Genomic DNA, 14,278 nt, shown 5'->3' on the forward strand with positions numbered 1-14,278 from the left:
CGCTTCATTGCCGATCACCGGGTACCGTTCGACAACAACCAGGCCGAACGCGATATCCGCATGCCCAAGCTCAAACAGAAAATCTCAGGGTGTTTCCGTGCGGTATCAGGCATGGAAGCGTTCTGCACGATCCGCTCCTACCTTGCCAGTCTGCGCAAACAGAACCGTTCGCTGATCGATGCGCTGGCTTTGGGCTTCGCCGGATTCGTCGTTTCGCCGCTTCCGGCTGCTGAATAGTTACGCGGCGGCAAAGAAAGTAAGTGCCTGCCCCGCACAGGGGCGAACGCTAATAGACCACTAACAAATCAAGAAAAGGCACCAAACCCAGACCTACAGACAAACAAAGCGCCGCACAGGCAAACCACCCATCCCTATTGCCGAGCCAGCCGCATATTGTCCGGCATGGGCAGGTTGTAGTTGGTGCGGAACGGATTAATATCCAGCCCCCCGCGGCGCGTATAGCGCGCATAGACGGCAAGCTTAACCGGCTTACAAGCCTTCATCACATCGATAAAAATCTTCTCGACACACTGCTCATGAAACCCGGTGTGATTCCGATAAGAAATGATGTACCTCAGCAGACCCGCATGATCGATCTGCGGCCCGACGTAATGAATCTGCACGGTGCCCCAGTCAGGCTGCCCGGTCACCGGACAATTCGACTTCAGCAAGTTAGAGAACAAAGTCTCTTCAACCGGGGCCTCGTCAAGCGCGGCCTTCAGCAATGAGGCATCCGGCTGATAAACATCAGTATCCAGATCGAGCCGATCCAGCGACAAGCCTTCAAATTCTTCCATCTGCAGCTTGCCGAACTCGTACGGCGCCGTCAGATGAACAGAAACCGTCGCGCCACAAGAAGCGGAAACATCGCGCTTGATCGTGTCGCGCACAACCTCCATTGACTCAAAAGCCGTCTGCGCAAAAGACCCAAGATAGAGCTTGAACGACTTCGACTCGACAATATTCGGCGAATCAGCCGGCACAAAGAAAGTCGCCACTGCGATCTGCGGCTTGCCGCGCGCATTCAGCCAGGAAAGCTCGTAAGCATTCCAGATGTCCGTGCCGAAAAACGGCAACTGCGCGCCAATCCCAATCGCCTCGCGCGCATTCTTCCGGGCAATCGGAAAGAGCAGGGAAGCGTCATATTGTTCGGTGTAAGTGGAAGCCTTACCCAGCGGTGATTGTTCGGGTGTCATGATGCGTTCACGATGCCACTCAGCACGTGCCCCGTCGCCGTCACGACGCGGGCCGATTCGCAATGGCCAATTTGGTCGTCGAAGAAAAAGTCCGGCTCGAACTCGCGCAAAAACGCGCTCTTGTCGAGGCCGCCGAGGAACATCGCTTCGTCGATTTCGATGTTCCACGCCATCAATGTGCGGATCGCGCGCTCATGCGCCGGAGCTGAGCGCGCTGTCACCAATGCCGTACGAATATGCATCGGCGCGGCTTCATCCGCGAGTTTCTGCAGCCGGTGCAGCGCTTCGAGCAACGGCTTCAAAGGCCCATCCGCGAGCGGCAAATCCTTGTTGTGAATCTCATGGCCGACGAACGCTCGCAGGCCATCTTTCTGAAACACCCGCTCGGCTTCGTCGGAAAACAGCACAGCGTCGCCGTCGAAGGCAATCCGGATCTCGTCCGGATACGTACTCGCCATTTTCGCCGATTCTGGCAAGACGCGCGCGGCCGGAAATCCGGCGGCCAATGCGTCGCGCACATCGTCCTGGTTCGCGGACAAAAACAGCGAGGCGTTCAACGGCTTCAGATAACCGAATGGCGCGCGTCCACGCGTGAACACACCACGCTCGATCGCCAGCCCATACTCCCTGCACGAATGAAATGCGCGCAGTCCGCTGATCGGATCGCTGCGCGACAGGATCACCACTTCGACGCGATGGCCGCCTGCATTCAACGCCAGCAGCTTGCGGATCAGCGGAAACGCCACGCCCGGTTTGGCGGGCACCGCCAGCCGCTCGCGCTGCAACGCTTCATACGCCCGCAGGTTGCCTTTCTCGTACACGCAGTTCTCTTCCTCGAAGTCGAACAGCGCGCGCGACGAGATTGCCACCACCAGTTTGTCGACGAGCGAAAGAGCCATCTGCGCGTTTCAGTCCAAAAAAATCAAGCGAGGAACAAGCGGTACACGGGGTTTTTCGTCTCTTCCCAGTACGGATAGCCGAGCGTCGTCAGAAAGCGTTCGAACTCGCTGTTCTCGCTCTCCGGCACCTGGATGCCGACCAGGATCGAACTGTAGTCCGCGCCCTGGTTGCGGTAGTGGAACAGGCTGATATTCCAGTTCGGCGCCATCGACGACAGGAACTTCATCAACGCGCCCGGCCGCTCGGGAAACTCGAAGCGGAACAGGCGTTCGTCATGCGCCAAAGGCGAACGGCCGCCGACCATGTAGCGGATGTGCTGCTTCGACAGTTCATCGAAGGTCAGATCGACGGTGGCAAAGCCGTGTGCTTCAAATGCACCGGCGATCTGCGCCGATTCGCTGCGATTGCGGATCTGCACGCCGACAAAGATATGGGCTGAATTCGCGTCCGCAATTCGGTAGTTGAACTCGGTGACGCTGCGCGTGCCCACCAGTTCGCAGAAACGGCGGAAACTGCCGCGCTCTTCAGGGATCGTCACGGCGAACACGGCTTCGCGCGCTTCACCGACTTCAGCACGCTCGGCCACGAAACGCATGCGGTCGAAATTCATGTTCGCGCCGGACGTGATCGCAATCAGCGTCTGGTTCTCGAGACCTTCGCGCTCGGCATATTGCTTGGCCCCAGCCACGGCCAGCGCGCCAGCTGGTTCAAGAACGCTGCGGGTGTCCTGGAACACGTCCTTGATCGCCGCGCACAGCGCGTCGGTGTTCACGAGCAGCACGTCGTCGAGATATTCGCTGCACAGGCGGAAGGTTTCCTCGCCCACCAGCTTTACCGCGGTGCCGTCCGAGAACAGCCCGACTTCGTTCAGCGTGACGCGTTCACCTGCTTTCAGCGACGCGGCCATCGCGCACGAGTCATCGGTCTGTACGCCGATCACCTTGATTTCCGGACGCACCGATTTCACGTACGCAGCCACGCCTGCCGCCAGGCCCCCGCCGCCGATCGGCACGAAGATCGCGTGAATCGGGCCTTGATGCTGGCTGAGAATCTCCATCGCGACCGTGCCCTGGCCGGCGATCACGTACGGATCGTCGAACGGATGGACGAAAGTCAGGCCGCGCTCTTCCTGCAGTTTCACTGCATGTCCGTACGCATCGCTATAGGACTCGCCGAACTGTACGACTTCGACCGTCGCCCCGCCATGCGCGCGCACCGCATCGACCTTCACCTGCGGCGTTGTCACCGGCACAACGATGATCGCCTTCACGCCCATGCGGGCCGCCGACAGCGCCACGCCCTGCGCATGATTGCCCGCCGACGCGGTAATCACGCCCCGCTCCAGCGCGTCCGCCGGAATGTGCGCCATCTTGTTGTACGCGCCGCGCACCTTGAACGAGAACACCGGCTGGTTGTCCTCGCGCTTCAGATAGACCGGATTGGAGAGCCGTGCCGACAGATTCGGCGCGCGTTCGAGTTCGGTCTCGCGGGCCACGTCGTAGACGCGCGCGGTCAGGGTTTTCTTCAGGTAGTCGTGGGAAGCCATGCGGGTGGCGCGGAGCGCTTTGTGAGACGGGAAAGGGTCAATGATAGCGCCAACGGTGTGCGCTCTGGCCTTCAGCGAACCCTCGGCGTACGCCCGAGGGATGTCGGAAAAGGACCGCCCGACCGTTCGGTCGAAGAATTATTCGTATGCGCTGGTGGGCGCTGTTCAACCCAAAAACGCCCGAAGTCCCGCCACAACTCCCATTTCAGGCGTCAACGCGCGGCTGGATCATGGGGTAGAATTCCATTTTGGAATAAGGATCGGAAGATGCACTGGCAGCCTCGGATCGCCCATTTGATGCCCGTCCCGCGTGAGTCTTGCCCCGCGGCGGAGCGTCACGTCCGCCAAGCACGATCGTGTAGCTGTCTCTGAGCGCCGTGAAGCGACCGATGTGGGTAGGCCGTCGGTTGCGCTTCGCTCCCCAAGAAGATTTCCAGCATTGCGCTCCACGCGCATCGTCCGCCGGCGCCTCACAGAGATGAGCGCGCCCGGTTGACCCACCGAGTCGTCCGAACATGAACGCACCTCAAGTTTTCGATCCGCACGGGGCCGCCATTGCGGTGGCCGCCGATCCCGAAGCGCGTTTGCGCGAAATTCCCTATAACTACACGTCGTTTTCCGACCGCGAAATCGTCATCCGTCTGCTCGGCGACGAAGCCTGGGCGGCTTTGGCCGAACTGCGCGCGGAACGCCGCACCGGCCGCTCGGCGCGGATGCTGTATGAAGTGCTCGGCGACATCTGGGTCGTGCGCCGCAATCCTTACCTGCAAGACGACCTGCTCGACAATCCGAAACGCCGCGCGCTGCTGATCGAGGCGCTGCACCATCGGCTGACCGAGATCGAAAAGCGCCGTCGCGCCGATCTGGTCGAGCACGGCGATGAAGCGGGCATCGATCGGGCCGCTCGCGTTGAAACGCTGGTTGCGGCTGCACGCCGCGCCGTCGACGATTTCGAGAGCGAATTCCAGAAGACCTTCGATCTGCGCCGTCGCGCGAACAAGGTACTGGGCAAGGTCACCGAAAAAGACAACATCAAGTTCGACGGCCTGTCCCGCGTCTCGCACGTGACCGACGCGACCGACTGGCGTGTCGAGTATCCGTTTGTCGTGCTGACGCCGGATACCGAGGCCGAGATCGCCGGCATGATCAAGGCGTGTTTCGAGCTCGGTCTGACCGTGATTCCGCGCGGAGGCGGCACGGGCTACACAGGCGGCGCGGTGCCGCTTACGCCGTTCTCGGCCGTCATCAACACTGAGAAGCTCGAACAACTGGGCGCGGTCGAAATGACCGAACTGCCGGGCGTCGATCGCAAGGTGGCGACGATTTTCTCCGGTGCAGGCGTGGTCACGCGCCGCGTGACCGAAGCGGCCGAGCAGGCCGGCTTCGTGTTCGCCGTCGATCCGACTTCTTTGGATGCATCCTGCGTCGGTGGCAACGTCGCGATGAACGCGGGCGGAAAGAAAGCGGTGTTGTGGGGCACGGCGCTCGACAACCTCGCCTGGTGGCGCATGGTCGACCCGGAAGGGAACTGGCTCGAAGTCACACGCCTCGACCACAACATGGGCAAGATCCACGACATCGAAGTCGCGCGTTTCGAGCTGAAGTGGTTCGACGGCAGCCACGCGCCGGGCGAAAAGCTGCTGCGCACGGAAGCGCTCAACATCAAGGGCCGCGTGTTCCGTAAGGAAGGTCTTGGCAAGGACGTGACCGACAAATTCCTGGCCGGTCTGCCGGGCGTGCAGAAAGAAGGCTGCGACGGGCTGATCACGTCGGCGCGCTGGGTGCTGCACAAGATGCCGGCGCATACGCGCACGGTCTGCCTCGAATTCTTCGGTCAAGCCCGTGAAGCGATTCCGAGCATCGTCGAGATCAAAGACTATCTGTTCGAAACGTCGAAGCAGGGCGGCGCAATTCTCGCCGGCCTCGAGCATCTGGACGAACGTTATCTGCGCGCGGTCGGCTATGCGACCAAGAGCAAGCGCAACGCGTTTCCGAAGATGGTGCTGATCGGCGACATCGTCGGCAACGACGCGGACGCGGTCGCGCACGCCACCTCGGAAGTCGTGCGCATGGCCAACGGCAAGAGCGGCGAAGGTTTCGTCGCGGTCAACGCCGAGGCGCGCAAGCGTTTCTGGCTCGACCGCAGCCGCACCGCCGCGATCGCCAAGCACACCAACGCGTTCAAGATCAACGAAGACGTGGTGATTCCGCTCGACCGGATGGGTGAGTACACCGACGGCATCGAGCGCATCAATATCGAGTTGTCGATCAAGAACAAGCTGCAGTTGGTCGACGCGCTCGAAGCGTTCTTCAAGGGCGGCAAGCTGCCGCTCGGCAAGAGCGACGACGCCAACGAAATCCCGAGCGCAGAGTTGCTCGAAGATCGCGTGCAACAGGCGCTCGATCTGCTGACGAAAGTGCGCACGCGCTGGGAATTCCTGCGCGACAAGCTCGATCTGTCCTTGCGTGAAGCGCAGCACTATCTGGTCGGCCTCGGTTACGAAGGGCTGGCGGAGAAGTTCGCCGATCGCGCGGACGCGCAGCCGGATGCGACCGTGTTCCATATCACGCAAGACCGCACGGTGCGCGTGTCGTGGAAGGCGGAGATCCGGGCTGAATTGCGTCAGATCTTCAACGGCGGCGAATTCAAGCCGATCCTTGAAGAAGCCCAGGCGATCCACAAGAAGGTACTGCGTGGCCGCGTGTTCGTCGCGCTGCACATGCACGCGGGCGACGGCAACGTCCACACGAACCTGCCGGTCAACTCTGACAACTACGAGATGCTGCAGGACGCCCACACGGCGGTCGCGCGCATCATGAAGCTGGCGCGTTCGCTCGACGGCGTGATCTCCGGCGAGCACGGCATCGGTATTACCAAGCTCGAGTTCCTGACCGACGAGGAAATCGGCGAATTCCGCGCCTACAAGCAGCGCGTCGATCCGCATGGCCGCTTCAATGCGGGCAAGCTGCTCGAAGGCGCTGATCTGCGCAACGCCTACACGCCGAGCTTCGGCCTGATGGGCTACGAATCGCTGATCATGCAGCAGTCCGACATCGGCGCGATTTCCGAGTCGATCAAGGACTGTTTGCGTTGTGGTAAGTGCAAGCCGGTGTGCGCGACTCACGTGCCGCGCGCGAACCTGCTGTACAGCCCGCGCAACAAGATTCTCGCCACTTCCTTGCTGGTCGAGGCGTTCCTGTACGAAGAGCAGACCCGCCGCGGCGTGTCGATCAAGCATTGGGATGAGTTCAACGATGTGGCCGATCACTGCACCGTCTGTCACAAATGCGTGACGCCGTGCCCGGTGAAGATCGACTTCGGCGACGTGACGATGAACATGCGCAACCTGCTGCGCAAGATGGGCAAGAAGAAGTTCAATCCGGGCAACGCGGCCGGCATGTTCTTCCTCAACGCTACCAACCCGCAGACCATCAACCTCGCGCGCACGGCGATGATGGGCATCGGCTACAAGGCGCAGCGCCTCGGCAACGACGTGCTGAAGAAGTTCGCGAAGAAGCAGACGGCGCACCCGCCGGCTACGGTCGGCAAGCCGCCGGTCACGCAGCAGGTGATCCACTTCATGAACAAGAAGATGCCGGGCAATCTGCCGAAGAAAACCGCGCGCGCGTTGCTCGATATCGAAGACAACAAGATCGTCCCGATCATCCGCAATCCGAAGACGACCAACGCCGATACGGAGGCCGTGTTCTACTTCCCGGGCTGCGGCTCCGAGCGGCTGTTCTCGCAAGTGGGTCTGGCGACGCAAGCCATGCTGTGGGAAGCGGGCGTACAAACCGTGCTGCCGCCGGGCTACCTGTGTTGCGGTTACCCGCAGCGCGGCTCGGGCCAGTTCGACAAGGCTGAGCAGATCGTCACGGATAACCGCGTGCTGTTCCACCGCGTCGCGAATACGCTGAACTATCTCGACATCAAGACGGTGGTGGTGTCGTGCGGTACGTGTTACGACCAGCTCGCCGGGTACGAATTCGAAAAGATCTTCCCGGGCTGCCGGATCATCGACATTCACGAGTTTCTGCTCGAGAAGGGCATCAAGCTCGAAGGCGTCAACGGCGTGCGCTACATGTATCACGACCCGTGTCACTCGCCGATCAAGACGATGGACCCGGTCAAGCTCGTCAATGAACTGATGGGGTCGGAGAAGGACGGCTACAAGATCGAGAAGAACGATCGCTGCTGTGGCGAATCCGGCACACTCGCGGTGACGCGCCCGGATATTTCGACGCAAGTTCGCTTCCGCAAGGAGGAGGAAATGCGCAAGGGTGCGGCCAAGTTGCGCGGCATTCCGTTGGTGGGCGAAGCGGGCGCGAACGCGATCAATACGGCTAACGCGTCGGCCGGCGCGGCGGGCGCGCCGAACGGCTCCGTGCTCAAGGCGGGCGACGGCCCGCAGCCAAATGGCGCCACCGACGTGAAGATCCTGACGAGCTGCCCATCCTGCCTGCAAGGGCTGTCGCGCTATAACGACGACGCGGGCACCGAGGCGGACTACATCGTCGTCGAGATGGCACGTCACGTGCTGGGCGAAGACTGGATGGCGGATTACGTCCAGCGGGCGAACAATGGCGGAATCGAGCGCGTGCTGGTTTAATGGCACGACTGACGATTTTTGCCTGAGGACGACGATGGACTGCGTTTTTTGCCGTGAAGATGGCGGCGATGTGCTGTGGCAGGACGACACCTTGCGTGTCGTCCTCGCCGACGAACACGATTACCCGGGCTTTTGTCGGGTGATCTGGAACAAGCATGTCGCCGAGTTTTCCGATCTCGCCGGAACCGACCGCGATCGCGTGATGCGGGCCGTGTACGCGGTCGAGCGTGCGATCCGACGCATTCTTCAGCCGGTGAAGGTCAACCTGGCGAGCCTCGGCAACCAGGTCCCGCACGTGCATTGGCATGTGATTCCGCGTTTTTCGAACGACGCTCACTTCCCGCTGCCGATCTGGGCGCCGCGCCAACGCACGGTGTCCGAGGCCATGCTGTCGTCGCGCCGCGCGCAAGCTACCCTGCTGCGCGAAGCGGTCCGACAGGAAATCGAACAGGCGCTTGGCTGAGCACCCCCAAACCTGTCGCTTCGCACCAAGTCCCCGAGGGGGCAATCCCCGGGGGGACTTCCTGCGGGGCGGAAAACTTGGGGCGGCCGGGCGTTTTCTTTATGAGGTCAACATGAGTGGACTGACTCCCGATACCCCCGTGCCGACCGGCGTGGTCGTGCATTCCAAATCGCGCGTACTCGAATTGCAATACGCAAACGGCGAAACGTATCGCCTGCCGTTCGAACTGCTGCGGGTGTATTCGCCGTCAGCCGAAGTGATGGGCCACGGGCCCGGCCAGGAGACGCTGCAAACCGGCAAGCGTGACGTCACGATCACGATGATCGAAGGCGTCGGCAATTATGCGGTACAGCCGACTTTCTCCGACGGGCACGCCACCGGTATCTATTCCTGGGACCTGCTGCACGACATGGCCGTCCGTCAGGATGAACTCTGGCGCAACTATCTCGCCAAACTGGCAGCGGCCGGCGTCGACCGCGATGCGCCGATGGCGGCAGCTGGTGCTGCGCACGGGCACTGTCACTGATACGATTCGCCCTGATCGCCGCACTGATGCGGCGCAACATTTCAGAATACGCGAAAGGACGAGCGCGATGAGCAAAACCCACTTCGGCTTTCAATCGGTCGACGAACAGGAAAAAGCGCAGAAGGTGGCGGGCGTGTTCCACTCGGTCGCCTCCAACTACGACTTGATGAATGACCTGATGTCGGGCGGGTTGCACCGGGCGTGGAAGATGTTCACGATCGCCCAGGCCAACGTCCGGCCGGGCTTCAAGGTGCTCGATATTGCGGGGGGCACGGGCGATCTGTCGAAGGCGTTCGCCAAACAGGCGGGCGAGACCGGGGAAGTCTGGCACACCGACATCAATGAATCGATGCTGCGCGTGGGCCGCGACCGCCTGCTGGACAAGGGCGTGATCACGCCGGCGCTGCTCTGCGATGCTGAAAAGATCCCCTTTCCGGACAATTACTTCGACGTAGTGACCGTGGCCTTCGGCTTGCGCAACATGACGCACAAGGATGTGGCGCTGGCCGAGATGCGGCGCGTGTTGAAACCGGCAGGCCGTCTGCTGGTGCTGGAGTTCTCGAAGGTGTGGGATCCGCTTAAAAAGGTCTACGACGTCTATTCGTTCAAGGTGCTGCCGTGGCTCGGCGACCGTTTTGCGAAGGACGCTGAGAGCTACCGTTACCTGGCGGAATCGATCCGGATGCATCCGGACCAGGAAACTTTAAAAACAATGATGGAACAAGCGGGCCTGGACGGCGTCAAATATTACAATTTGTCAGCTGGCGTGGTAGCTTTACATGTGGGGACCAAATACTAGGGTTCCTAACCCATCGATTTTTAAAGGAAAGTACGAAAATGTCCGATTCAGGTGTGTTATCTCCCCGTAAGGTTGGGCGGTCGTTGGTGAGAAGAATCGGACTGATCGCGATGGTCGGTCTGATCATGGCCGGCTCTCTCGCCTCGCTCGATGCGGAAGCCCGCCGCATGGGCGGTGGCCGTAGTCTCGGCCGTCAGTCGAACACGGTTCAGCAACAGTCGACCCCGTCGCAACCTTCCCAAAGCAATCAGGCCATGCAGCAGCGCGCGCAGCCGGCACCGGCGCCCGCGCCGACGCCGGCCGCGGCGCCTAACCGCTCGCGCTGGCTTGGCCCGATTGCCGGTCTCGCGGCCGGCCTCGGTATCGCGGCGCTGTTGTCGCATTTCGGTCTGGGCGGCGCGTTCGCTGGCGCCATGGCCAACATCATCGTGATCGCGGTCATTGCGATGATCGGCATCTGGCTGGTCCGCCGCTTCATGGGCCGCAAGCGCGATGCGGCGCAACCGGCGTATGCGGGCGGCTCGCCGTCGTTGAATTCGGGCGGCACCGGCTACGCGCAGGAACCGAGCTACACCGCTCCGCCCACGGGCTCGTACCTCGAGCCGCAAGGCAACCCGCTGAGCACGCCGTCCATCAACACGGCCCCGGCCGTACCGGCGGGCTTCGATTCGGAAGCGTTCCTGCGTAACGCCAAGGTCTACTTCGTGCGCCTGCAAGCTGCGTGGGACGTCGGCAACTCGGAAGACATCCGCGAATTCACCACGCCGGAAATGTTCGCCGAAGTGAAGGTCGATCTGAACTCGCGCGGTGCCGAGTCCAATCAGACGGACGTGGTGCAGCTGAACGCGGAGTTGCTGGGCGTTGAAGAACGCGCGACCGAATACTTCGCCAGCGTGCGCTTCTCTGGCTTGATCCGCGAAACGGCCGGTGCAGCGGCTGAGCCGTTCGTCGAGGTCTGGAACCTGACAAAGTCGAACCGGCCTGGCGAAGGCTGGCTGCTGGCCGGCATTCAGCAGGTGGCACAGCACTAAGGCAGCAGCGAGACGGAGCCGAGGCAGCACTGCTTGCCCTGACTTCGCACAAAGCATTGGCCGTTCGGCATAGCAAGCCGCGAAGCGAACGGACGTTACAATAGGAACCCGCGCGGGCACCTTGCCTGCGCGGGTTTTTTCTTGCCACTTTCAATGACCCTCGCCGCCAAGCCCTTCGCTGCTGCCGTCAATCACCTGCTCGCCCGCGAATCGTGGGCTCGTGAGCGCCTCGCCCCGTACGCGGGCAAGACCGCGAGACTGTCCTGTCCGCCGGTCGTGCTGATGCTGCTGGTGCAACCGGACGGCTACCTGGGCGCGGTCGACGAAACCGAGGCGCAACAGTTCGATGTGATCATCTCGGTGCCGTCCGATGCGTTGCCGGCCTTCGTGCAAGGCGGCCAGGCCGCCGTGATGAAGCACGTGAAGATCGAAGGCGACGCCGAGTTTGCGACGGTGATCGCCAAGCTCGCCGAGCATCTGCGCTGGGAGCCGGAAGAAGATCTGGCGAAGCTGATCGGCGACGGTCCGGCGTGGCGGGTCGCGTCGGTCGTGCGTACGGTCGGCGAACACGCACGGCGTACCGGGCGCAATCTGCTCGACACAGCCGCCGAATATCTTCTCGACGAAAATCCACAACTGGTGCGCCGCGCAGCGCTTGAAGACTTCAACGTCGAACTGGCCCGCGCCCGCGATGCTTTGGCGCGCGTGGAAAAGCGCATCGAGCGTCTTGAACAGAAGGTCGAAGCCCACGGCGCCAATGCGCCGGGCGGCGCCGCCACGTCGCGCGGCACGCGCTAGTCACTGGGCACAACTATGCGTTTTCTGCGTTTCCTCAAGATTTTCTTCACGGTCATTCGATTCGGTCTCGATGAGATGATGCTCAGCCGCGTCAACGACCGGCGTGTGCGTCTGCTGCTGCGAATCACCACCATCGGTCGCAAGTTCGACGCGCCGCCGGGCGTGCGCTTGCGGCTCGCGCTCGAAAGCCTCGGGCCGATCTTCGTCAAGTTCGGCCAGGTGCTGTCCACGCGGCGCGATCTGCTGCCGGTCGATATCGCCAATGAACTGGCCAAGCTGCAGGATCAGGTGCCGCCGTTCGATTCGGCGGTGGCGATCGGGCTGGTCGAGAAGTCGCTCGGGGCGCCGGTCGACGTGCTGTTCGACGATTTCGAGCGAGTGCCGGTGGCGAGTGCATCGATCGCGCAGGTTCACTTTGCGAAGGTGAAAGCAGGGCAGCACGCGGGCAAGGCGGTCGCCGTGAAGGTGCTCCGCCCGAACATGCTGCCGGTGATCGACTCCGACCTGGCCTTGCTGCGCGACATCGCCGTCTGGGCCGAGCGCCTATGGGCAGACGGCAAGCGCCTCAAGCCGCGCGAGGTGGTCGCCGAATTCGACAAGTACTTGCACGACGAACTCGATCTGATGCGCGAAGCGGCTAACGGCAGCCAGTTGCGCCGCAACTTCGCCGGGCTCGATCTGCTGCTGGTGCCGGAGATGTATTGGGAGTTCTGCACGCCCACGGTACTGGTGATGGAGCGCATGGTCGGGGTGCCGATCAGCCAGGTGGAGACGTTGCGTGCGGCCGGCGTCGATATTCCGAAGCTGGCGCGCGAAGGCGTCGAGATTTTCTTCACCCAGGTATTCCGCGACGGTTTTTTTCACGCCGACATGCACCCGGGCAACATTCAGGTGAGCCTCGATCCGGCACACTTCGGCCGCTATATCGCGCTCGACTTCGGCATCATCGGCGCGCTGTCGGACTTCGATAAGAACTACCTCGCACAGAACTTTCTCGCTTTCTTCAAACGTGATTACCACCGCGTCGCCACGCTGCATCTGGAGTCCGGCTGGGTGCCGCCTACTACGCGTGTCGAAGAACTGGAAAGCGCGATCCGCGCGGTTTGCGAGCCCTATTTCGACCGCGCGTTGAAGGATATTTCGCTCGGCCAGGTGCTGATGCGCCTGTTCTCGACCTCGCGCCGCTTCAATGTGGAAATCCAGCCGCAACTGGTGCTGCTGCAAAAAACCATGCTGAACGTGGAAGGGCTCGGCCGCTCGCTCGATCCTGAACTGGACTTGTGGAAGACGGCCAAGCCCTATCTCGAGCGCTGGATGAACGAGCAGATCGGTCTGCGCGGCTGGTACGAGCGGCTGAAGATCGAGGCGCCGCAGTGGAGCAAGACGCTGCCGCAGTTGCCGCGCCTGATCCATCACGTGCTGGCTGCCCGTCATGACAACACTCGCGGCGCGAACGACGACATGATTCGCCAGATTCTGCTTGAGCAAAAGCGCACCAACCGGTTGCTGCAAGGGCTGCTGCTGTTCGGCGTGGCGGTGGGCGTCGGCGCGGTGCTGGCGCGAGCGTTTCTGGCGTTCGCCTACGGCGGGTGATCCCGATCCTGATCCATACGAGGCATCTGATGAGCGACCCGACCCAGCCTCCCGCGCCCGACTTCGCGACCCGCGACCCCAACTCGCCTGAGTTCTGGGACGAACGCTTCGAGCGCCAATTCACGCCGTGGGATCAGGCTGGCGTGCCGGCGGCGTTTCAGGCGTTCGCCGAGCGGCATCGCGACGCCGCGGTACTGATTCCGGGTTGCGGCAGTGCCTACGAAGCGCTATGGCTAGCGCAGCAAGGTAATCCAGTTCGGGCGATCGATTTCTCGCCGGCCGCCGTAGCGGCCGCGCGCGAGCAATTGGGCGCGCAGCATGCGCAACTGGTCGAGCAGGCTGACTTCTTCGCTTATGAGCCGCCGTTCACGCCGGCATGGATCTACGAGCGCGCGTTCCTGTGCGCGCTGCCGTTGGCACGCCGTGCAGACTACGCGCAACGGATGGCCGAGTTGTTGCCAGCTGGCGCGTTGCTGGCGGGTTTCTATTTCATCGGCGCGACGCAGAAAGGGCCGCCGTTCGGCATCGAGCGCGCTGAACTCGACGCGTTGCTCATGCCGCACTTCGATCTGATCGAAGATGAAGCCGTGAACGACTCGATTGCCGTCTTTGCCGGCCGCGAGCGCTGGATGACCTGGCGCCGTCGTGGTTGAGCACGCCGCCGCCGCGTTTGACGGTGGTTCAGGCCGCACTTGATTCGATAGCGGCCGCCCCCATTTAGGTGAACGGCGGCTGCGTCTGGCGCTCGTCCCCGAAATTCGCGGGTGACTAGCCATATGCGGCTATAATTCAAGGCTTTGCAAGCGTTTACAAGAT

12 protein-coding genes are annotated in these 14,278 nt (G+C 62.0%); 9 read left to right on the plus strand and 3 right to left on the minus strand.

What is annotated here, in order from left to right:
- A partial coding sequence (locus HHL24_RS36980) for an IS66 family transposase (RefSeq protein ID WP_169490223.1) occupies positions 1-237 on the plus strand: 237 nt, incomplete at its 5' end.
- Between the two features lie 134 nt (positions 238-371).
- Here the strand turns inward: HHL24_RS36980 and queF are convergent.
- The 3 genes from queF to ilvA are packed head-to-tail and all read right to left on the minus strand — an operon-like array spanning position 372 to position 3,642.
- A complete protein-coding gene (gene queF / locus HHL24_RS36985; protein WP_169490225.1) occupies positions 372-1,196 on the minus strand; it encodes an NADPH-dependent 7-cyano-7-deazaguanine reductase QueF in 825 nt (274 codons plus the stop codon).
- Positions 1,193-2,095 (minus strand): 5'-nucleotidase, encoded by a 903-nt coding sequence (locus tag HHL24_RS36990; protein WP_169490227.1) that lies wholly within the window; start codon positions 2,093-2,095, stop codon positions 1,193-1,195. Before HHL24_RS36990 ends, queF begins: the two co-directional genes overlap by 4 nt.
- A gap of 23 nt (positions 2,096-2,118) precedes the next feature.
- Entirely contained in the window at positions 2,119-3,642 is a 1,524-nt protein-coding gene (gene ilvA, locus HHL24_RS36995; RefSeq protein ID WP_230417730.1) for a threonine ammonia-lyase, biosynthetic, read from the minus strand.
- 515 nt (positions 3,643-4,157) lie between these two features.
- Here ilvA and HHL24_RS37000 point away from each other — a divergent pair.
- The 8 genes from HHL24_RS37000 (at position 4,158) to HHL24_RS37035 (ending at position 14,115) form a co-directional block, all read left to right on the plus strand.
- Positions 4,158-8,252, plus strand: coding sequence for a DUF3683 domain-containing protein (locus tag HHL24_RS37000; protein WP_169490229.1), 4,095 nt, complete (start codon positions 4,158-4,160; stop codon positions 8,250-8,252).
- Between the two features lie 34 nt (positions 8,253-8,286).
- Positions 8,287-8,715 carry an HIT family protein gene (locus HHL24_RS37005; RefSeq protein WP_169490232.1) on the plus strand — a complete coding sequence of 143 codons (429 nt, stop codon included), beginning with the start codon at positions 8,287-8,289 and terminating at the stop codon, positions 8,713-8,715.
- A 112-nt stretch (positions 8,716-8,827) separates the two neighbouring features.
- Positions 8,828-9,241 carry a gamma-butyrobetaine hydroxylase-like domain-containing protein gene (locus tag HHL24_RS37010; RefSeq protein WP_169490234.1) on the plus strand — a complete coding sequence of 138 codons (414 nt, stop codon included), beginning with the start codon at positions 8,828-8,830 and terminating at the stop codon, positions 9,239-9,241.
- A 67-nt stretch (positions 9,242-9,308) separates the two neighbouring features.
- Positions 9,309-10,040, plus strand: coding sequence for a bifunctional demethylmenaquinone methyltransferase/2-methoxy-6-polyprenyl-1,4-benzoquinol methylase UbiE (gene ubiE, locus HHL24_RS37015; protein ID WP_153137354.1), 732 nt, complete (start codon positions 9,309-9,311; stop codon positions 10,038-10,040).
- 38 nt (positions 10,041-10,078) lie between these two features.
- Positions 10,079-11,071 (plus strand): Tim44 domain-containing protein, encoded by a 993-nt coding sequence (locus HHL24_RS37020; protein WP_169490236.1) that lies wholly within the window; start codon positions 10,079-10,081, stop codon positions 11,069-11,071.
- 153 nt (positions 11,072-11,224) lie between these two features.
- Positions 11,225-11,869, plus strand: a complete 645-nt coding sequence (locus HHL24_RS37025) for a ubiquinone biosynthesis accessory factor UbiJ (protein WP_169490238.1) — start codon at positions 11,225-11,227, stop codon at positions 11,867-11,869.
- A 15-nt stretch (positions 11,870-11,884) separates the two neighbouring features.
- The gene (gene ubiB / locus HHL24_RS37030) at positions 11,885-13,462 is read left to right on the plus strand and encodes a ubiquinone biosynthesis regulatory protein kinase UbiB (protein ID WP_169490240.1); all 1,578 of its coding nucleotides are present in this window, start codon (positions 11,885-11,887) and stop codon (positions 13,460-13,462) included.
- Between the two features lie 29 nt (positions 13,463-13,491).
- Positions 13,492-14,115 carry a methyltransferase domain-containing protein gene (locus HHL24_RS37035; RefSeq protein ID WP_169490242.1) on the plus strand — a complete coding sequence of 208 codons (624 nt, stop codon included), beginning with the start codon at positions 13,492-13,494 and terminating at the stop codon, positions 14,113-14,115.
- Positions 14,116-14,278: the final 163 nt, after the last annotated feature.

The sequence above is a fragment of the Paraburkholderia polaris genome (assembly GCF_012927345.1).
Lineage (GTDB): Bacteria > Pseudomonadota > Gammaproteobacteria > Burkholderiales > Burkholderiaceae > Paraburkholderia > Paraburkholderia polaris.

Excerpts from the sequence above, each read along its gene's own strand:
- HHL24_RS37035 (WP_169490242.1), top strand. The coding sequence starts at position 13,492 with ATGAGCGACCCGACCCAGCCTCCCGCGCCCGACTTCGCGACCCGCGAC.
- HHL24_RS37025 (WP_169490238.1), top strand. The coding sequence starts at position 11,225 with ATGACCCTCGCCGCCAAGCCCTTCGCTGCTGCCGTCAATCACCTGCTC.
- HHL24_RS37020 (WP_169490236.1), top strand. The coding sequence starts at position 10,079 with ATGTCCGATTCAGGTGTGTTATCTCCCCGTAAGGTTGGGCGGTCGTTG.
- HHL24_RS37010 (WP_169490234.1), top strand. The coding sequence starts at position 8,828 with ATGAGTGGACTGACTCCCGATACCCCCGTGCCGACCGGCGTGGTCGTG.
- ubiB (WP_169490240.1), top strand. The coding sequence starts at position 11,885 with ATGCGTTTTCTGCGTTTCCTCAAGATTTTCTTCACGGTCATTCGATTC.
- queF (WP_169490225.1), bottom strand. The coding sequence starts at position 1,196 with ATGACACCCGAACAATCACCGCTGGGTAAGGCTTCCACTTACACCGAA.
- ilvA (WP_230417730.1), bottom strand. The coding sequence starts at position 3,642 with ATGGCTTCCCACGACTACCTGAAGAAAACCCTGACCGCGCGCGTCTAC.
- HHL24_RS36990 (WP_169490227.1), bottom strand. The coding sequence starts at position 2,095 with ATGGCTCTTTCGCTCGTCGACAAACTGGTGGTGGCAATCTCGTCGCGC.
- HHL24_RS37000 (WP_169490229.1), top strand. The coding sequence starts at position 4,158 with ATGAACGCACCTCAAGTTTTCGATCCGCACGGGGCCGCCATTGCGGTG.
- HHL24_RS37005 (WP_169490232.1), top strand. The coding sequence starts at position 8,287 with ATGGACTGCGTTTTTTGCCGTGAAGATGGCGGCGATGTGCTGTGGCAG.
- ubiE (WP_153137354.1), top strand. The coding sequence starts at position 9,309 with ATGAGCAAAACCCACTTCGGCTTTCAATCGGTCGACGAACAGGAAAAA.